This is a genomic window from Streptomyces sp. HSG2, from assembly GCF_016598575.1.
In the GTDB taxonomy this organism is placed as follows: Bacteria; Actinomycetota; Actinomycetes; order Streptomycetales; family Streptomycetaceae; genus Streptomyces.
In genome coordinates this window covers 2,130,018-2,148,160 of record NZ_CP066801.1, presented here as the reverse complement: position 1 = coordinate 2,148,160, position 18,143 = coordinate 2,130,018, and the positions used below count along the sequence as shown (strand labels likewise).

The window sequence follows — 18,143 nt, the reverse complement described above, 5'->3', positions numbered from 1 at the left end:
GGTCGCGGGGGTCGGGTGCCGAACCCCCCTGCGGACTCGCCCGGCCCCCGTGTTTCACTGGACGGTGCCTCCTTTGTGCCGGAAACGGAAGAGTGAATTGAGATGCTCCGCTACACGCTGATGCGCCTCGGGATCTTCGTGGGTTGCCTCGTCGCGGTCTGGGGTCTCGTCTACCTCGGCGTCTTCCCTCGCGGTCTCGGCGACTCCAACGGCATGTGGATCCTCCTGCTCGCCCTGCTCCTCTCCGCGCCCATCAGCCTCGTGGCGCTGCGCAAGGAACGGGATCGCGCCTCGGCAGGCGTCGTGCGGCGCGTGGAGCGCGTGAAGACCGCGCTGGAGGCCAACCGAGGCCAAGAGGACGACGTCGACGAGAGTGCCCGCACCTCCACCTCGTGATCCGGCCGTCGTCGCCGTAAGGTTCGTCACAGATCACGGCGTCGATGGACCCCGCGTCCGGAGCGAATCCCCGGTGTCCCTTGCGTTCACGGGGCGACGTCGACTTCGCGCCTATCAAAGTCAGGCTTGGGGAGTCTCAAAGCAGCGGTGTTAGGGTCTCGGGCATGAAGCCGGCAGCCGCGCCCACGTCGTCGTCGAGCGTCCCGCTCGTGGCGCGCCCGCACGTGGACCTCTGTCGGTGCGCGTCGGCGAACTGTCGCCCCTGACGCTCCCGCACTCCCCCGCACTTCCCGCCGTCGTCCGCCCGCCTCGTTCCCGCGCGCGTCCCGTCCCCAACGGAGCCTGTCCGTGTCTTCACGACCGAAGTTCCCCAAGGTGCCCTTCTGGGCCCAGATACTCGCCGGTCTCGTCCTCGGCGTCCTGCTCGGCTGGATAGCCCGCAACCAGGACGTCTCCTGGCTCGTCACGGCCCTGGAGAGGGTCGGAGACACCTTCGTCGGCCTGTTGAAGCTGGCTGTCGCCCCGTTGGTGTTCTTCGCGATCCTCGTCTCGATCACCAACCTGAGGAAGGTCAACAACGCGGCACGGCTCGCGTCCCGGACCCTCCTCTGGTTCATGATCACTTCGCTGATCGCCGTCAGTATCGGCCTGGCCATCGGCCTGCTCACCAATCCGGGCGCCGGCACGGGCCTCTCGCCGGCCGACGGAGCCAAGCCCGAGAACACCGGTTCCTGGCTGGACTTCCTGACCGGCATCGTCCCGACCGACGTGATCACGCCGTTCACCGAACTGAACGTGTTGCAGATCGTCTTCATGGCCGCCGTCGCCGGCATCGCCGCGCTCCGACTCGGCGAGAAGGCCCAGCCGATCCTCACGCTGAGCGAGTCGATCCTCACCCTCCTTCAGAAGGCGCTGTGGTGGGTCATCCGACTCGCCCCGATCGGCACCGCGGGTCTGATCGGCAAGGCGATCGCGACCTACGGGTGGGACCTGCTCGGCCAGTACGCCACCTTCACCGCGGACATCTACGTCGGCTGCGCCCTCGTCCTCTTCGTGGTCTACCCGACGCTGCTCGCCACGGTGGCCAAGGTCAACCCGATCCGCTTCTTCCAGGGCGCCTGGCCCGCCATTCAGCTGGCCTTCGTCTCCCGCTCGTCGGTCGGCACGATGCCGCTCACGCAGAAGGTCACGGAGCGGTTGGGGGTGCCCCGCGAGTACGCCTCGTTCGCCGTGCCCTTCGGCGCCACCACCAAGATGGACGGCTGCGCGGCCATCTACCCCGCCATCGCCGCGATCTTCGTCGCCCAGATCTTCGACGTCCCGCTGGGCGTGGGCGACTACCTGCTGATCGCCTTCGTCTCGGTGGTCGGTTCCGCCGCCACGGCCGGACTCACCGGCGCGACGGTCATGCTGACGCTCACCCTGTCCACGCTGGGGCTGCCGATGGAGGGGGTCGGCCTGCTGCTCGCCATCGACCCGATCCTGGACATGATGCGCACCGCCACCAACGTCGCCGGCCAGGTCGTGGCCCCGGTACTCGTCGCGGCCCGCGAGAACATCCTCGACCGCGACAAGTACGACAGCGTGGCGTCGTCCTCCGTCGACGTCGAGGAGGGCAGGGCGGTGGCCGCCGTCGCCTGACGGCCGCGGCCACCCGACACCCGTGTCGGCGGGCCGGCGCCCCTCCGACCTCCTCGCCCGCCTCCGGCCGGTCGACCGTTCCTCCGGGAGCCGGACGACGGGCGGGAGGCGGGCGTTTCGCGGCCCGGCGCGGAGGGTGCGCGCCGCCGGTGCCCCGGTCCGCGGGTCGTGCGGCGACGAGCGAGAGCACGGGGGCGACAGGACTGCGTGACGCGCCGCGACCGGCGCCCGCCGCACCGGCTCACCTCGCCCGAGTGCCGGTGGCGGTTGCTCCGACCGAGGGGCGACACCGTGAGGCCGAGTCCGCCGGGGCGGCACGCGCCACCGACGCGGAAGCGGCGAGATTCACGCGAAATTCACCCTCGCGTCCACGCGGTCGGGCGATCCTCTCGCCGCTGGGGGCGACGGAACGCCACCCGGTCGAAGTCACCTGGAACCGGGGTCGCGGGTGCGAAGGGAGTCGAGGGCTCGCCGCGCGTGTCGGTCCCGGTGGGCCGACCCGGCGGGTCGGGAACGTGAAGCCGCGCCTGGAGGGCCGGTTCCCCGGATGCGGCGGCGAAAGGGCAGGAGCCCCGTCGCCGGGATGGCGCGGGGCTCCTTGGGTACTGCTGTCAATCAGACAGGAGTGACATTCTCCGCCTGCGGGCCCTTGGGGCCCTGCGTGACGTCGAAGGACACCTGCTGGTTCTCCTCGAGGGACCGGAAGCCGGTCGCATTGATCGCGGAGTAGTGGACGAAGACGTCGGGGCCGCCGCCTTCCTGGGCGATGAAACCAAAGCCCTTTTCGGCGTTGAACCACTTAACGGTTCCGGTAGCCATAAGCCCTCCTTGGGCTCAAAGGGTTGCCCTGCTCCAGAACCAGCAAATGTGAAGATGAATTCTGCACAACTGCATCTGTCTGATAATGACGAGAGCCCGCGGTCACATGCTCCGCAGGCTCTGCACTGCAAGGGAAACCAAACTGCAACTTGCGGCGAGCCTAGCACGGGCCAGGCCGAATGCAACAGAGGCCAAGATCACTTCACTCGAATGTTTGAACCCGGTCCCCCGCGGCCTCCGAGCCGGGGGCGGGGCCCCGCCGGGGGCCGCCGTCGGGCTAGCCTCACGAGGTGGACAATTCCCGCACCCGGCCCCGCGTGGGTCACATCCAGTTCCTGAACTGCCTGCCCCTGTACTGGGGGCTCGCGCGCACGGGCACGCTCCTCGACATCGAGCTGACGAAGGACACCCCCGAGAAGCTCAGCGAGCGGTTGGTGCGAGGGGACCTCGACATCGGCCCCGTCACGCTGATCGAGTTCCTCCGCCACGCCGACCGCCTGGTGGCCTTCCCGGACATCGCGGTCGGATGCGACGGTCCCGTGATGTCCTGCGTGATCGTCTCCCAGGTGCCGTTGGAGCGGCTGGACGGCGCCCGGGTGGCCCTCGGCTCCACCTCGCGCACCTCGGTCCGTCTGGCCCAACTGCTGCTGGCCGAGCGCTTCGGCGTCCGCCCCGACTACTACAGCTGCCCACCCGATCTCGGCCTGATGATGCGAGAGGCCGAGGCGGCCGTGCTCATCGGGGACGCCGCTCTCCGCGCCAACCTGCTGGACGGCACGCGCTTCGGTCTGGAGGTCCACGACCTCGGGGCGCTGTGGAAGGAGTGGACGGGGCTGCCCTTCGTCTTCGCGGTCTGGGCCGCGCGCCGCGAGTACGCCGCACGCGAACCGGCCATCACCCGAGCCGTGCACGAGGCGTTCCTCGCCTCGCGCAACCTCTCCCTGGAGGAGGTCGGCAAGGTCGCCGAGCAGGCCGCCCGGTGGGAGGAGTTCGACGAGGAGACGCTGGAGCGGTACTTCACCACCCTCGACTTCCGCTTCGGGTCCTCGCAGCTGGCGGCGGTGGCGGAGTTCGCCCGCCGGGTCGGACCGACCACCGGCTTCCCGGCCGACGTGCGGGTGGACCTCCTGACGCCCTGAGCCCGGGCGCCTACGGCCCGCCGGGCGCGGGAGGCCCCGACGGGTGGTCGACAGGACCCGACGGTGGCGTCCCCGGAAGGCGCCCGCGCCCGCCCCGGGGCGTCCGCCCCGACGGCGCCGACGTCCTCAGCCGGGGATCACCACCGTGCGCAGCTCGCCGTCACCCAGGTGCAGCATCCCCTTGCCCGGGGCGACCTGCCCGCCCACCATGCTCCGGTTCAGCCGCACGCCGATCAGGTCGCCGCTTGAGGACTCCTGCGGACACAGGAGGACGCCCCGGCGGGCCTTCTTGGCGTCCACCTGCCACCCGGAGAAGCCACCGCAGACGTCCTCCTCGTCACCGGCGACGACGAGCGCGAGGCCCCGCTCGGCACCACGCGAGACGATCCGCTTCAGGTGACGCTCGGCGTCGCAGTCCTCCAGGATCTCCGCGTCGTCCACCAACACGGCGACCGGCCTCTCGGGAGACGGCTCCGCCCGGTCCAGCACCTCCTCGAACTCGTCCTCGCCGATGTCGTCACCGGTGAAGACCCTCAAGACCCCCTCCGTGCCCTCCAACGAGCGCAGCGGCGAGGGCCGAGGGGCGGCCACCACCAGCCGGGCACCACCCGCCAGCAGCGAACGGGCGACGTTCGTCAACGCCGTCGACCGGCCCGACTTGGCGGGGCCCGCGACGACGAACGCCGGCACCCCCTCGGCGAGGTCCGGCCCGAAGCCGACGATCTCGTCGCCGCCGATGCCGGCCAGCGCCCACAGGCGGGACTCCGACGCCGCGGGCTCGCGCATCTCCCAGGCATCCTCGAAGGAGATCCGGCCGGGCAGGGTGTCCACCCGGAACGGCCGCCGGGAACGCGGCACGTCCGCGTCCCGGACCGCCGCGGCCTCGCCGATCGCGGCCAGCGTCGCCGACTGCCCCTGGCCGGTGGTGTCCTGGGACAGCAACGCGAACTGCGTCTCCGTGCCGGATTCGTTGCGGAAGGCCCGGCCGGGCGGGATCTCCTCGGGCACCTTGCGCGCCGGGATCCCCAGGGAGGAGAAGTCGCCCCGGTCCGCCAGCCGCAGCCCGTACTTGTCCTCCGTCAGCGTCGCGACCCGGCCGACCAACAGCGTCCGATCGCCGGTCAGGACCAGGTGGACGCCGACGCCGGCGCCCTCCCGCATCATCGTCTGCAAGTCGTCGGTGAGGGCGCCGTGGTCGACCTCGCCCAGCGTGGTCTCCCACCCCTCCCAGCGGTCCAGCAGCACCACGAGACGCGGCAGCCGCTCCGACTCGGGCACCGCCGCGCGCTGCTCCCCGATGTCGGCGAAGCCCTTCTCCGCCAGCAGGTCCTGCCGTCGCGACAACTCGCCCTTGAGCCGGTTGACGAGCCGCACGACCCGCTCCGTCTGGTTACGGCCGACGACCGCGCCGCAGTGCGGCAGCCGAGTCAGCGCGTTCAACGCCCCGTTGCCGCAGTCGATGCCGTACAGGTGCACGTCCGCCGTGGAGTGAGTGCGGGCGATCGATCCGGCGATGGTGCGCAGCACCTGCGAACGGCCGCTTCGCGGGGCGCCACCGATCATCAGGTGCCCGAACGTGGCGAAGTCCACCACGACCGGTCGTCGTGCCTGCTCGGAGGGCAGGTCCGCCACGCCGAACGGCGCGGGCGGCAGCGCGCCCGGCGCCGGTTCGAAGGCGGGTGTCGGGATGTCGTCCAAGAGGAGCGTCTCGCCCAGGGCGGGAAGCCATGGACTGTGCTGGGCCGGCACACCGAGCGCGCCGGCGGCCTGGCGGACCGCGTCGACGAGCACCTTGAGGTCGGTGATCTCGTCGTCCTCGCGCGCCTCGGCCCTCGGCTTGGCCGGCGCGGCCCGACCCAGGTCCTCCCAGGCCAGCGGCCCCACCCAGGGCGCCAACGCCGCCGGGTCGACGGCCCCCGGCCGCCGGCCGCCCACCCGCCCGGACTGGAAGGGGACGAGGGAGGCGTGCCCGAGCCGGGCGTAGGCACGGCCCGGGGTGCTCTTCGCGATCTGTCCGGCCTCCGGCGCGTCGATGACGTCGGTCGACTCCCCGGCGTCGGTGACGCGCAGCGCGATCCGCAGGTTGGTGTTGGCGCGAATCTCCGGGGAGACGACCCCGCTCGGGCGCTGCGTGGCCAGAAGCAGATGGATGCCGAGGGAACGACCACGCTGCGCGATGTTGACCAGGCCCGTCACGAAGTCGGGCAGGTCGCGCACCATGGACGCGAACTCGTCGATGACGATCAGGAGGCGCGGAACCGGCGTGTGAGAGGGGTCGCGGCGCACCAGGTCCTGGTAGTCCTCGATGTCCTTGGCGTCGGCGGCGGCCAGGATGTGCTCCCGCCGCCTCAGCTCCGCTCCCAGCGACTCCAGGGCCCGCTCCACCAGGTGCGCGTCGAGGTCGGTGACCATGCCGACGGTGTGCGGGAGCTTCACGCAGTCCTTGAACGCCGACCCGCCCTTGTAGTCGACCAGGACGAAGGTCATGTTCTCCGGGGTGTTGGCCACGGCCAAGGCGGCGACGATCGTCTGCAACAGTTCGGACTTGCCGGAGCCGGTGGTTCCCGCGATCAGCCCGTGCGGGCCGTCCTTGCGCAGGTCGACACCGAAGGGACCGTCGTAGGACTCGCCGATCACGGCCAGGGTCGACTGCCCGCCCGCCCGCCACCGGACCGCCACCTCCTCGCCGGTCGGCGGATCCAGCCGCAGGACGTCCAGCAGTCGACTGGAGCCCGGCAACGCCGAATCCTCGCTCTCGCCGCTGATGTCCCGCAGCGGCGCCATGGACCGGGCCAGACGCAGGCACCACGCCCCCGTCACGAAGTCCGGCCGCACCCCGGTCAGCCGCTCCGAGCCGGCCTCCTCCACGCGCAACCGCAGGGCCCCCGGCCGCCGCTCGCCCCGGCCGTCGTCGTCGCCCAGGCGGGCCGCCCCCGCGTGCCAGGCGTGGAAGGAGGGGAATCCGCCGGCGGGCACGGGCGTCTCGGCCGGACGCGCGGAGCGCGAGGACTCCTCGGGGACCGTCGGCTCGGCGACCACGAACGCCTGGCACTCGCCGGGGAGGAACCGTTCCTCGGTGTCCACGCACAGTGCGTACATCGACACGGACGGCCCCTCGCGCAGCAGCCGGACCACACCCGGCAGCGAGCGGAGCCGACGCGAGCCGTCCCAGACGACGACGATGTCCGGATCGGCGAACGACGCCCCGCCGGAAGCCCGCTTCTCCTCGGCCGCCTTCTTCCGCGCGTCCAGGATCCGCGTGAGTTCGCCGACTCGGGCCCCGACGGTCTCCGCGTCGGTGCCGATCAACGCGCTCACGTCCTGTCCGCCGGACGGCCGCACGTGCGGCAGCCACCGCACCCAGTCCCAGGAATCCCGCGCCGCCTGTTCGCTGAGGACGTAGATCCGTACGTCCATCGGGCTGTGCAGGGCCGCTGTCTGGGCCACGGCCCAGCGCCCCAGGGCGCGCGCCGAGTCCCCCGGTCCGGCCACCCCGATGACCCCGAGGCCGCGCAAGGAGAGGGCGACGGGCGCGTTCTCGATGCTCCAGGTGATCTGGCGCCGGTGGTCGTCCTGCTCGGGATCGTCCAGTACGACCTCGGAGGGCAGTCGCCCGGTGCCGAACCGCATCAGCAGATGGTCCCGGTCGGTTCTGCGCCGCTCCCACAGGCGGGTGCGCGGCCCCGTCGCCACCGACAACACCCGCCCGGGGTCGGGGATCGCGTGTCGTCGATCGTCCCGCTCGACGACCAGCGCGTCTTGGGCGTCCCGCTCGATACGGGCCTTCTGCTCCCGGAACTCCCGCACCTGCCTGGCGTGCGAGACGCGGCCGTGCTTCTTGTCGTTGAAGTACTGGGCGAACAGGATCAGCGGACTCAGCCCCGCCATGATCAGGTAGTACCACCGCTGGAAGATCATGACCGAGACCACCGCGGCGACCAACGGGGTGAGCGCCATCAACCACGGCAGAGGCCGAGCCTCGAACTCCCGTGGTGCCGCCGGAAGTCGGAAGCTCGTCTGCCGCTCCGGCGGACGCAGCCGCGGCGGACGGTTGTAGTCCAGCCCGATGCCGTCGTCCGACCACTTGAGCGCGGCGTCGGGTGGGGTGTACCGGGCCAGTTCGACCAGCGTGTTCCCCACCGCGATCTGCCCGCCCAGCGGCCAGTCGAACACCTCCGGCGGCCCGTCGGCGCCGCTCCCCTCGACGGCCGCCCTCCTCCTTCCGCCGAACCCCTTTCCGCCGAATCGGAGGACACCGCCGGCCCGTGTCCGTGCCCCGTCCGACGTCCCCCTTCCGTCCCCGTGGCGGGGTCCCTCCGGTCCGCCGTCACGTGCGTCGTGCCCCGGGTCCCTTCGCCCGCCGAGCCCCCGGCCGCCCGGTCTGCGGACGCCGCCGTCGAGCGAGGGCCCCCGCCCCGCGAGCCCCCCCGAGCGTTCGCGTCGGACCCGGCCGCCGCGCCCCTCCCCACTCGCGGCAGTCCCGCCGCCCGCGCCGCGCCCTCGGCCCGTCCCTCTCGCCCCGGCCCGCCGCCCCTTCCGGCCCGGACGCCTCTTCCCGGACTCCCCGTCGTCCGGCGTGCCGTTCCCGCCGGCATCGGCGTCGTCGGTCAGCGGCGCGCCGTCGAGGGTCACGCTCTCGACGGAGGAGTGCGCCCACACCCCGCAGGTGCCGTCGGACGCGACGGTGAGTGTGAGGGCGCGTTCGTCCAACTCGGGGTCGTCGACCCGGATGTAGGCGGCTGGGCCCCTGCCGATGTCGTACCTGCCCACGCCGAGTCGGTGCACGGTCCCGGCGTCCGGGCCGCCGACCACGCGCAGCTCGACCAGCCCGCTCGGCTCGCCGGGCAGACAGCCACTGGGGTCCTGGAGACTGACGACGGCGCCCTCGCGCAGCGGCGAGCCGACGACGGTCGCCGAGGGGTCGACCGCGTAGCCGTCCACGTACACCCGCGGCGCGTTGCGGGGGACGGCCGCGGCCTCGCGAGGGGCGAGGGCTGCCGTGCCGACATGCGGTGAGGCCGTCCCCGGGAACTCGGCGCCGACGTTTCCGGGTGAGGCGGTCGCACCGCCTCGACGCTGTTGGTCGATCGGGACGACCCGGGCAGCGTTCCCGAGGCCAAGCCGACGGGCCAACTCCGCCGAGATGTCCCCCACGGTGGACTCGGGATCGGCGTCGAGCACGACATCGGCGGCTTGCCCGCCCAAGGGGTCGACAACGGTCAGAGTCAGGCGCACGCTCGTCCCCCAAGGCCCCGTCGGCCGCTTTCGCGGCTCGGCATACCCGCCGACGATATCGGCTGCCCCTCGCGCCGCGACAACGGGGCGACAGGGGTGCGAACATGGTCGGATATGCCGGGACGTGGGGGGTCGGCGGGCACCAACCCCGTTGTACAGCTTGGCATGTGACGCTCAGCCGGACATCGTAAGCTGCTGCCGCACGAGCGGACGATCAGACCTGACGGGCGGGACCGGACCCATCGACGGGCCCCGGCGTCGGTCGGGGAGTTCCCCACGGGGGCGGGCCGTCCGCGGACAGGGAGCCACGGGGGTCGGCCCTGCGGCGGGTTGAGAGGAAGCGGTCACATGGCCAAGGATCTTGACGTCACATACGAGGAGATGCGGGAAGCCTCGCGGCATGTCGTCAGGGAGAAGGAGCGGCTTCAGGAGAAGCTCGACGGCCTTCGCAAGTACATCAACAACCTGGTGCAGTCCGGCTACGTCACCAAGAGTTCGTCCCAGGCGTTCGACGAGAACTTCGAGGAGTTCACCAACGGGGCGAAGACGACGCTGGACGGCCTGGACGGCATGGGACAGTACCTGACCATGGCGGCCGACAAGTTCGAGGCGATGGACCAGGAGCTGGCCCAGTCGATCCGCAGTCGCTGACGCGGGCGGCCCGGGCCGCCCGGGCTTCGGTCGGCGGGTGGACGGCGCGAACTCCCACCCGTCGGCCGGGCGGCCACCGTGCCCATGCGGCGTGGTCCCGAGTGGTCCGAGCGGGGGCGGGCGGTCGGGGACCGTCAACGGTTGACGGACTGGATCTCCTGGACGACGACGGTCTGTTCGCCGCCGAAGGTGCCGTCCGGCAGGTCGCCTCCCGCGCCTCCCGTACCGGTCCAGGAGATGTCCCAGGTGACGGTCGCGTGAAGGTCGTAGCCGGACTCCCCGGAAGCTCTGAGGTAGGTGACGCCGCAGGGTGGCTCCCGGTCGGCCTGCCCGGCGGTGTAGGGCCGCCCGATGGACCCGTCGGCGTCGATGGGGCACTCACCCGAGCCGGGATGGGTCCGTGCGTCGGGAGTCCCGGGCTCCAGCCCGAGAGAGACCGGAGTAGCCGTCGTGGTGGCCTCGATGTGCAGGCCCCCCACGTCCAGCGAGGCCGTCACGGAAACCTCCTGGAAGCGCTCCGAGTCCAGCCAGGCCCACGTCGGCAGGTTGACCTTCGCAGCGCCCTGGGGGGCCAGGGAAACCTCAACCGAGGGAAGCCGGACCTGGTTGTAAGCCAGTTCGGCCAGGACCTGAGGCGTGATCGCCTCAGGGGCATCAGGGGTTTCGCCATTCTCCACCCATTGCGGCGGCCTGTCACAGGCCTGAGCTGCCGCTTCCATCCACCGAGATTCATCTCGCACGGACACCCACCAAGATCCTTCATCGCTCTTGCCTTGATTGTAGTTCTCGTACTTCCCCTCGCTGTATTCTTTGCGGAACTCTCCCACGGCTACCTTCGCGTAGCCGTGCTGACCTGGCGACTCGATCGTTTTCGCATAAACCGCCTCGACATGGCGAGCGAATTCCTCGGCAGTTCGCGGTTCGTACCAGCATGCCGGAGGAGTCCAGTCGTTGGTGGGCTGGACCTTTGCAGCGCCCTCGGTCCCTGCGAGGTTCACGGACATCCGGTACTCGACGCGTGAAGCGACAGAATCGGCGCTCGTCATTCCACGAGTATCACTCTGCTCACCATTGGAGCCAGCACTTCCCCAAGCGAAAGCCATACCCGACGAGAATACCAAGACGTTCGTTGTCATGAATGAGAGGAGAAGGTAACGGTAGCTTTTCATCGAATGCATGTCGGATTACCGCGCTCGGATTCAAGCTTGCTTGTCTGCCAAACTCCATTCTCGCCCTTTTCGAGACGCGTGCTGTAGCGCACAAACGAGTCGTCCGACGGGGGGATTTCATCCACCTCTCCGGTTTGACGGTTCTTGTTGAAGGCTGTGCGCTCATCTGCGCAGTAGGTGACAGCCGCTGATTTTTCGTCGAAGATCTCCACCTCCGGTGCGAAATAGGATGCCGATCCGGAATAAGTCAGGCCGGAGTCCACGATATCCTTCACCCAGTCTTGACTCCCGGCCAGCGCCGTACCGATTTGGTAGAACTTCAATCCATCGGATTCCGGATTCCCCTGTGTTACCGAGAAGGTGACCGCAGTTTGAGCATTAGCCGCATCGATCAGTACTGCATCCACAGTCGAGTCACCAGTTTCCCAGTCCTCGAAAGTCTCGTCCACATCTTCTGGCAGCGTCATGTCGGGTCGCTCAATCGCGGGAGTCGAGGCAGGAAGAGGCGGCGCACTGATAGCTGACTCCGCTCCCTTGATGCTACTGTCACCTGATTCATCCGGTCCGGAATCTGCTGCGCCACAAGCGGTGAGGAAAAATGATGCGGATAGGGCCAGTGTGACAGCCGAAAGAGTGCGAGAATGCACTGATTACTCCTAGAGATGGCGGCGCAGAAGCCAAACGCCGCGAATCCGGAATCGAAGCCGAACCGTCGATCCCGTCAAACGTAGAGATCACGGTATAAAGATCGCGAGTGAACGAGCCAGATCATCCAGGTCTTCCGCAGTTTCGATAATTCGGTAAGCCTCCTCGGTCGCGGTCCACATCACGACATCCGCATCATGTTCTTCTACTCGCCATGCGTATCTAACGCACGCGATAAGATTATCTGATTCTTCTTGAGGGACGTACCGAAACGTGGTCAGGCCCTCGCCGAGATATGGCGAAGTGAAGCTCTTGACCACGGGAGTTTCCACCGAGTTCTTGTCGTCGGCCTCGGTAAGTGCCCGCAGCGTCGTATCACGAGTTCCTTCTGCCCTGCCGATTGCCGCGAGTACTGGTAGTGGAATATCCAGGGGATGATCCATGTGCAGGAAAAGCCAGTGGTCTGACTCGGGGGGACAGAAAGTCTTGGCACATTTGGCTATGGTCTCACCCACGAAAGAAACACCGTCCTTCCCCGGATCGAGTTCTCGATCAGCCCACAGGTCTTCGGCGTAATCCAGAGCAGATGAGTCGATGTCGTACCACTCGTCGAAAGGAGCGGATGGGCCGGACCGGGGCGGGACGATCACCCAAGGGTGGTCGGGCACGTACTCAATGTCGATGATCGGCCAAAATTCTTCGTTCATGAATACTGCCACCTAAAAGTTTCCATGACGGCATCGAACCATTCGACGAGAATCTCCGCAAGGTCGTCCCGCGGATCGCCCGCTCCGATAGTCGAGAATGCGAGGATGAGCCATCTACGGGACGCGTTGGGGACGGCGGCAATGTATTCGATTCGGCGGGATGCGGTATCGATGGCGCTATCAGGGTCGGGACCGACAACAGAATCGCGCCGCACGGCAACTGAACCGTCGATTTCACCTACAGTGGTATCGACACTTTTTGAATTTCCGCGCGCCAGAAGTTGCGCAGCAATGTCAACAGGTCGGTAGGGACCCGCATCATTTCGTTTCTTGCCTGGAAGGAGAGCCTCGGTGACGAAGATGGAGGCTCCCAAGCCGAATTCTCGTTCATCGAGACCCTTGACAGGCAAGTATATGTCCAGTCCGTTGCGCTTCTGGGCCTGGACGACTGCGGCCTTGAGCTGCTCGGCAACGTCCTTCTTGTAAGAGCGAATCTTACTCGATGGGAGATGCTCTGGGATTGCCGAAAAGGATTCGTTCAAAATCTGTTGAATGACACGATCGGTTCCTTGGCGTAGTGGAATGTGAGCCCATTTCATAGGCAACATGATCCGGTATCCCGTTGCAGGCGGATCTCCTGCCAGATTTCTGTCTGCTTTACTCTTCGGCCCCACGCGTATTCCTGTGGTTTGAGTACATGACCATCGCTGCGCCAATGCTGCTGAGCAGCACAGCCACCCACAGGATTTCGGACCCCATGGTCAAAGCGAAAATGATCGCGTAAGCGAGATTATAGCCAAGTGCCCACCATACGAGATCGATTTCGCCCCTCAGAGTGAGCCAGTTGGCTGGAGATCGGCTCAAGCACACAAGCATCACTGGAGTGATCGAGAAGAGAACCCACTCCCATGTCGGATAAGGCACGCCCTCGATTCCAAGCATCTCTTCCGAGAAGGATGGGGCGAAAATTCGGAACAGGGACAATACGAAAGAGATCTTTAGGGCAGCGATGCCGTATGGAAGCCAACTGCTTTCTCGGGTGGCGTCGTTGTCAGGCTGAATCGCCATTAGTGCTGCACCCCTTTCACCATTGGGAACCGACGGTCGTGGTCATGCGACCCTTCATCTCACCATATTCGCCTTGGCTGATGTAATCGCCGCTCTTGTCGCCGAAATCCAATGCAGTGGAGATCCCCCAGGTTCCTCTGACAATGCGCCTTTGACGCTCGGCCTCTACTGCAGTGCGAGAAAGGAACTCGTTATTCGGATGGGCGCTACTCCACTTGTTGATGTCCTTGATCTGCCTGGCGAGAGACTCATCGCCGATCGCCTGCATCTTCTCGCGAAATGTTGGTCTGGGAAGAGGTGCGTCTCTGACCTCTTGAGCAGCATTCTTGCCAATCGCAAGGTTCTTCTGCTCAATGTGAAGCTTCCTAGCACGAGCACGCTCACGAAGCCTGCGAGAGGATCCACCGCGGCGTCTTCCTGCCCGCGTGGCAGTTTTGTGCTGTCTAGAGGTGGCCTGGGCGGCGCGTGTCGTTGCACTGGAGCGAGCGATGCCGGCGGCAGCATCTCTGGAGCTGCTCTGCAGTGATCTGATTGTCCGTGCAGCCTTGATCCCGCTTCTCGCTAGCTTCAGGCAACCGAGGTCCATAGCAACATCGAACCAGGACCCGTTGCCTGTAGTAGCTTGTAGTAGATTGATGGCCATCACGACACCCGTGAGAACGAGCGCTATGACACCCACGGCTGGGAAGATGATCGCGATGATGCCAATAACGGTAGCTGCCCAACTTGCCCAATTGGCCACATCGTCCAGCCATTCGGCATCAGCTACCAGTCCGGTGAAGTCGTCCCATAGACTGTCCTTCAGTCCGTCGTCGACTGAGCCGAGGATCCGGCCGGCGTAATTCTCGGATCGCTCATGATAATCGGCCTCGGCAGAACTGAGGCGCTGGCGCGCAATCTCCAATTCTTCCCTAGCGCGTTCCGTCGTCCGATCATCCTCGGTTCCGGCGGGCGAGTCGGCGCCTTGTTGCTCAGAATTTCGCCCGGGCATCGAGTCCGGTCTCGCGCTTCTCTCTGCCTCTTGAGCGTCTCGCAGGGCACGATCAGCTCGCGATTGGATATCTTCAAGTTCGTCAGCCCAACTGCCCAAGTGACTGCTCACTTCGCGATATCGGACCTCAGTTTGGCCGAGTTTTCCGCTCAGTTCTTGAGTCGAATCGACAAGCTCGTCCGCGTACTCGCCCTTCAGGAGGTCTGATTTCCCGATGGATGCAAGCGCTCTTGCCTGAGATCTAAGATGCTCAGCCATCTTGTTCATGTGCGCGACTTGCGCACGTATGTCGACCGGGTCTCCCGGGACGGGATCGGCTTCTCGTAGTGGGCGCCAGTCTTGGGGCCGTGCCATGGTAGCTCCGTTGAGGGCGAGTTACGAATTAGGTCTATTAGCCTCGACGTCTGTTGAGTTTCGTCAGCTCGTTCTCCACCGAGCTAAACCTTTCGCGAGTCTCCTCGATCAGCTTTCCGACGCTCTCAATCGAATCAATTAATCGCCCCCTATTGTCATCCCAGTTGTCGATAAAATCAGTCATGGCGTCGCGGAGCTTCGGCGCTCCGACTGCAGGCATCAACTCATCTCGCCATTCGTCGAGATCGCGAAGGTCGGACTGGATGAACTGAAGTTGCTTCAGTGATGTTGTCAGAAAGTCAAAGTCTGCTTGGAGATCGGCCATGTTTTCCCCCTTTTTTTATGTGTGCAGGGATCCCGTGCTTGCGATCCCTGTGTCGGCGGTTGATGAATTGAATCTCTTGGACGCTTACCTGCTGGTGCTGTCAGAGGTTACATTCGGCAGATCTCCCGACATGCACCCTGTGCCGGTTCAGATGGACGTCTCCCGGGATGGCGGCCTGCGGCTCTTGGCCGCCCGAGGAGCTTGGAGGCATATCAGAGGAGTCGTCTTGGTCCTACAGGATTCGATGTGATAGCTGCTTTGGTGGCCTCACCGCCATGCCCGAGCAGTGGCCTGGTGTGCTGCTGTCTCACGGTCTTGCTGGTGGCCATTTTCCGGGTATACGAAGTTGGCGGAGGAAATGGCCAGGCAGGTGCTGTGCCGCACGGCTTCGGGACTCGTGAGGCTGCTGGCGGGACGAGAACTGACAGCTGCCCGGGCGTGCGGGGAGAAGCACCATCCCGCCCGACCTCCACTGCCTTCGAGGACCCGTTCCCCCGGGGTTCTGGGCATGCGTGCCCTCGAGGACCTGCAGGATGTGACGGGTGAGTGACAGCCTGGGTTGCTCCGCCGTACAAGGCCGGCTTACTGCGATGCCTGAACAGGGAGGGCGTTTGTCGGGTTGGGTGATCTCGTCGGCAGAGGGAGCGCCTCGGGGTCTGTCGCAGGCAGCCCGCTGGGGGGTAGCCGGCCCGTTAGGAATGGTGGGCAAGGTGAAGCGCTTCACTTGGGCTCCCCGTATGACTGCGACTCTGCTGTGGCCAGACGTTAGCGGGACGGGCCGCCGATTCGCCAGCGGAAGTAACGCCCCAGCGCTACTGGTTCGGGATGTTCCAGGTGTGGTGCGGGGCTGGCCCGGGTGCGTCAGCCGCTGCCGGTGATGGGGCATCACCGGATGCGGCTGCTCGTCGGGGTTGTAGCGGTGCGACTTCGGGGGGCGTGTGGTCAGACCAATGGGCCAGGTGGGATCGCCCACTGCTGACGCCGACCTTCCAGTGGGGGTGGTACCGCTCGACGGGAACCGAGGTTCCGAGACCTGGTTCGGTGCGAAACCTCGCGCTTGGTCGGGCCGGCACCTGTTGGGTGTGATGGTGCCTGACTCGCGTAAGGAGACGTGGTTCCTGTGTGTTTGGAGGCGAGCACGGGACCGAGTTGGCTGCCCGGGGACTACCGGTCGACCCCGGGGACCGCCATGGGCTTGCCTCCGGGGTGAACCGCTGGAGTCGGCGCCTACCAGATCCGACGCGCGGCGGGTCGGGGCGCGGCGGTGGGCGTCGGGGGGCGTGGGTGGGCCAGGCCCCGGAGGCGGGGCAAGCGCCTTCGGGGCCTGGTCGTGTTGGAGGAGTGGGCCCGGCTACCGCTCGTGGGGGTGGTGTGTGGGTCGTGCCGGCGCCTCGTGGGTCGTGTCGGTCTGGGGAGTGGTACGTGGGGGGAAGAGGCCGAGCGGGTCGGCCGGGGGTGGGTAGTGGGTGGCGCACGGGGGACAGGCGTAGACGTTGAAGCCCGGCCCTGTGGCCGCGTGTACTACGTGGATGACCACGGGTTCGTCGGTCATGCGTTCACAGCGGACGCACATGCGCAATGCGGGGCGATGGTTCATCGGGCCGCCGCCTGGTGGTGTGCGAGGCGAAGTTCCGCCGGTGAGAGGAGACGATGGGGTACCGGGCGGCGGGAGGTGCCTACGCGGAGTCGCTCGGTGGTGCGGGGCCTGGGCGGTGGGGTGGGTGTGAAGCGCAGGGGTTGCAGGCTGCCGAGGCGGTGGCGGCCCCGTGGGCGTGGGGTGGTGAGGGTCAGAACCCAGATGAGGGCTCGGAGGGTAAGGTCCGACATGTCGACGCTCCCGTAGCGGGCGTTGGCCATGCCCCGGGACGGCCACTACCGTCGCCGGGGCGCTTGCAATGCGGGCCACGCTACAGGGTGGCTATGGGTGGTGTATAGCGGTGTTGCGTGCTCCTATGGAGCACGCAACACTCCGGCGTCGTACGTTGTTCGATATGGCCCCTGACTCCGGTTCTTCACCCATCGATCCAAACAAGATCGCGTACGTCTACATGCAGGTGGCTGACCACATCGCCGGGAGGATCGCCAAGGGCGAGATCCCGCCCGGAGCTCGCTTGCCTGGAGAGCGTGATCTGGCCGCTGAATATGGCGTCGCTCACTTGACGGCCCGTCGAGCCACGCGTGAACTCCGCGAACGTGGCCTGGTGGTCACGCTTCCCGCCAAGGGGACCTTCGTCGTGTACCCGGACGAGGTCGGCGACGGGAACGGTGACGGTCGGGGGTAGCCGGACGGTCGCATCTCGCTGTGGTGTCGAGGTGTGCGAGTCTCGGGCCGTGAAGGTGCTGGGGGCCGATCGGTGCGGGCAGCGCCGTGGGCGTGATGGCGGTTTTGGGGTGCGGTCCGTCGGGGCGCCTCGCTGTTTCCGGACCCGTGAACCAGGTCGCACGGCTTGTTTCTGGCGGTCGGCGCGGATCGGTCGGCATGACACGTGTGGCGCGGGGATCCTCGGGGGATGCAGAGAGAGGGGCGAGAGTGCCCCCTCGGTGACCGAGTGTGGTGTGTGGGGTCCGTGCCTGTTTCGCGGGGTGTGGCGTGAGGTGGTGGCGGCGGGGTCGTGGGGCGGTGGAGAGGCGGGTCGGAGTCGTGCGGAGGGTGTTGGCTCCGCTTGGTGTGAGGGGTCGGGGGTGTTCCCGCTATCGCGGGATGGGTTCTCTTGGAGGCGCGCGGGGCAGTCCGCGCCGGCGGCCGTCGTAGGTCCCGGTATGCGCTGTGCCGCGCGGTAGTTGACGCTGCGTCGGGTATGTGTGGGGTGGAGGTCGTGGAGAGGTGTGGCCGAGTTGGAAGCGCCTTGAGGGCCCCGGACGGGGCTGATACGGTGCGACCGCTTGACGGGCGGCGTCGCCTTCCTCGTAGGACGAGGGCGGACGTGGCGGTTCGGGGATACCGGCGGTCGAGTCGACGCGCCGAAGCGGGTGGGGCCCGATTCGAGGGCGAGCCATCGGAAT

Annotated in this window: 14 protein-coding genes; 5 read left to right on the top strand and 9 right to left on the bottom strand. The window is 67.2% G+C overall.

Features of this window, described 5'->3' with window-relative positions:
• The first annotated feature begins 102 nt into the window (after window positions 1–102).
• Both JEK78_RS08830 and JEK78_RS08825 read left to right on the top strand, forming a co-directional pair.
• Complete coding sequence (locus JEK78_RS08830; protein WP_200263547.1) at window positions 103–396, top strand: DUF4229 domain-containing protein; 294 nt, start codon at window positions 103–105, stop codon at window positions 394–396.
• A 342-nt stretch (window positions 397–738) separates the two neighbouring features.
• Window positions 739–2,037, top strand: coding sequence for a dicarboxylate/amino acid:cation symporter (locus JEK78_RS08825; RefSeq protein WP_200264058.1), 1,299 nt, complete (start codon window positions 739–741; stop codon window positions 2,035–2,037).
• A 615-nt stretch (window positions 2,038–2,652) separates the two neighbouring features.
• Here the strand turns inward: JEK78_RS08825 and JEK78_RS08820 are convergent.
• Complete coding sequence (locus JEK78_RS08820; RefSeq protein WP_004984723.1) at window positions 2,653–2,856, bottom strand: cold-shock protein; 204 nt, start codon at window positions 2,854–2,856, stop codon at window positions 2,653–2,655.
• Between the two features lie 290 nt (window positions 2,857–3,146).
• On the opposite strand from JEK78_RS08820, the gene JEK78_RS08815 reads away from it, so the two are divergent.
• Complete coding sequence (locus JEK78_RS08815) at window positions 3,147–3,995, top strand: menaquinone biosynthesis protein (protein WP_200263546.1); 849 nt, start codon at window positions 3,147–3,149, stop codon at window positions 3,993–3,995.
• 126 nt (window positions 3,996–4,121) lie between these two features.
• Here the strand turns inward: JEK78_RS08815 and JEK78_RS08810 are convergent, their stop codons facing one another.
• Window positions 4,122–9,230 carry an FtsK/SpoIIIE domain-containing protein gene (locus JEK78_RS08810; RefSeq protein WP_242483313.1) on the bottom strand — a complete coding sequence of 1,703 codons (5,109 nt, stop codon included), beginning with the start codon at window positions 9,228–9,230 and terminating at the stop codon, window positions 4,122–4,124.
• Window positions 9,231–9,578: 348 nt separating this feature from the next.
• On the opposite strand from JEK78_RS08810, the gene JEK78_RS08800 reads away from it, so the two are divergent.
• A complete protein-coding gene (locus JEK78_RS08800) occupies window positions 9,579–9,881 on the top strand; it encodes a WXG100 family type VII secretion target (protein WP_200263545.1) in 303 nt (100 codons plus the stop codon).
• Between the two features lie 134 nt (window positions 9,882–10,015).
• Here the strand turns inward: JEK78_RS08800 and JEK78_RS23265 are convergent, their stop codons facing one another.
• The 7 genes from JEK78_RS23265 to JEK78_RS08765 all read right to left on the bottom strand — a co-directional run bounded on the left by JEK78_RS23265 (window position 10,016) and on the right by JEK78_RS08765 (window position 15,140).
• The gene (locus JEK78_RS23265; protein WP_242483312.1) at window positions 10,016–10,600 is read right to left on the bottom strand and encodes a hypothetical protein; all 585 of its coding nucleotides are present in this window, start codon (window positions 10,598–10,600) and stop codon (window positions 10,016–10,018) included.
• Between the two features lie 446 nt (window positions 10,601–11,046).
• The gene (locus JEK78_RS08790; protein ID WP_200263543.1) at window positions 11,047–11,517 is read right to left on the bottom strand and encodes a hypothetical protein; all 471 of its coding nucleotides are present in this window, start codon (window positions 11,515–11,517) and stop codon (window positions 11,047–11,049) included.
• A gap of 267 nt (window positions 11,518–11,784) precedes the next feature.
• Complete coding sequence (locus JEK78_RS08785) at window positions 11,785–12,414, bottom strand: hypothetical protein (RefSeq protein ID WP_242483311.1); 630 nt, start codon at window positions 12,412–12,414, stop codon at window positions 11,785–11,787.
• Window positions 12,399–13,076: a hypothetical protein gene (locus tag JEK78_RS08780; protein WP_242483310.1), complete on the bottom strand. Its 678-nt coding sequence runs from the start codon at window positions 13,074–13,076 to the stop codon at window positions 12,399–12,401. Before JEK78_RS08780 ends, JEK78_RS08785 begins: the two co-directional genes overlap by 16 nt.
• Window positions 13,060–13,470 carry a hypothetical protein gene (locus JEK78_RS08775; RefSeq protein WP_200263542.1) on the bottom strand — a complete coding sequence of 137 codons (411 nt, stop codon included), beginning with the start codon at window positions 13,468–13,470 and terminating at the stop codon, window positions 13,060–13,062. The genes JEK78_RS08780 and JEK78_RS08775 overlap by 17 nt, the downstream gene beginning before the upstream one ends.
• Window positions 13,471–13,486: 16 nt before the next feature.
• Entirely contained in the window at window positions 13,487–14,728 is a 1,242-nt protein-coding gene (locus tag JEK78_RS08770; RefSeq protein WP_242483309.1) for a hypothetical protein, read from the bottom strand.
• Window positions 14,729–14,852: 124 nt separating this feature from the next.
• Window positions 14,853–15,140 (bottom strand): hypothetical protein, encoded by a 288-nt coding sequence (locus JEK78_RS08765; protein WP_200263540.1) that lies wholly within the window; start codon window positions 15,138–15,140, stop codon window positions 14,853–14,855.
• A gap of 1,991 nt (window positions 15,141–17,131) precedes the next feature.
• On the opposite strand from JEK78_RS08765, the gene JEK78_RS08760 reads away from it, so the two are divergent.
• On the top strand, window positions 17,132–17,422 hold the full coding sequence (locus JEK78_RS08760; protein WP_200263539.1) for a winged helix-turn-helix domain-containing protein: 291 nt from the start codon (window positions 17,132–17,134) through the stop codon (window positions 17,420–17,422).
• Window positions 17,423–18,143 lie beyond the last annotated feature (721 nt).

Excerpts from the sequence above, each read along its gene's own strand:
- JEK78_RS08830 (WP_200263547.1), top strand. The coding sequence starts at position 103 with ATGCTCCGCTACACGCTGATGCGCCTCGGGATCTTCGTGGGTTGCCTC.
- JEK78_RS08820 (WP_004984723.1), bottom strand. The coding sequence starts at position 2,856 with ATGGCTACCGGAACCGTTAAGTGGTTCAACGCCGAAAAGGGCTTTGGT.
- JEK78_RS08800 (WP_200263545.1), top strand. The coding sequence starts at position 9,579 with ATGGCCAAGGATCTTGACGTCACATACGAGGAGATGCGGGAAGCCTCG.
- JEK78_RS23265 (WP_242483312.1), bottom strand. The coding sequence starts at position 10,600 with ATGGAAGCGGCAGCTCAGGCCTGTGACAGGCCGCCGCAATGGGTGGAG.
- JEK78_RS08790 (WP_200263543.1), bottom strand. The coding sequence starts at position 11,517 with ATGACGCTGCCAGAAGATGTGGACGAGACTTTCGAGGACTGGGAAACT.
- JEK78_RS08775 (WP_200263542.1), bottom strand. The coding sequence starts at position 13,470 with ATGGCGATTCAGCCTGACAACGACGCCACCCGAGAAAGCAGTTGGCTT.
- JEK78_RS08770 (WP_242483309.1), bottom strand. The coding sequence starts at position 14,728 with ATGAACAAGATGGCTGAGCATCTTAGATCTCAGGCAAGAGCGCTTGCA.
- JEK78_RS08765 (WP_200263540.1), bottom strand. The coding sequence starts at position 15,140 with ATGGCCGATCTCCAAGCAGACTTTGACTTTCTGACAACATCACTGAAG.
- JEK78_RS08760 (WP_200263539.1), top strand. The coding sequence starts at position 17,132 with ATGGCCCCTGACTCCGGTTCTTCACCCATCGATCCAAACAAGATCGCG.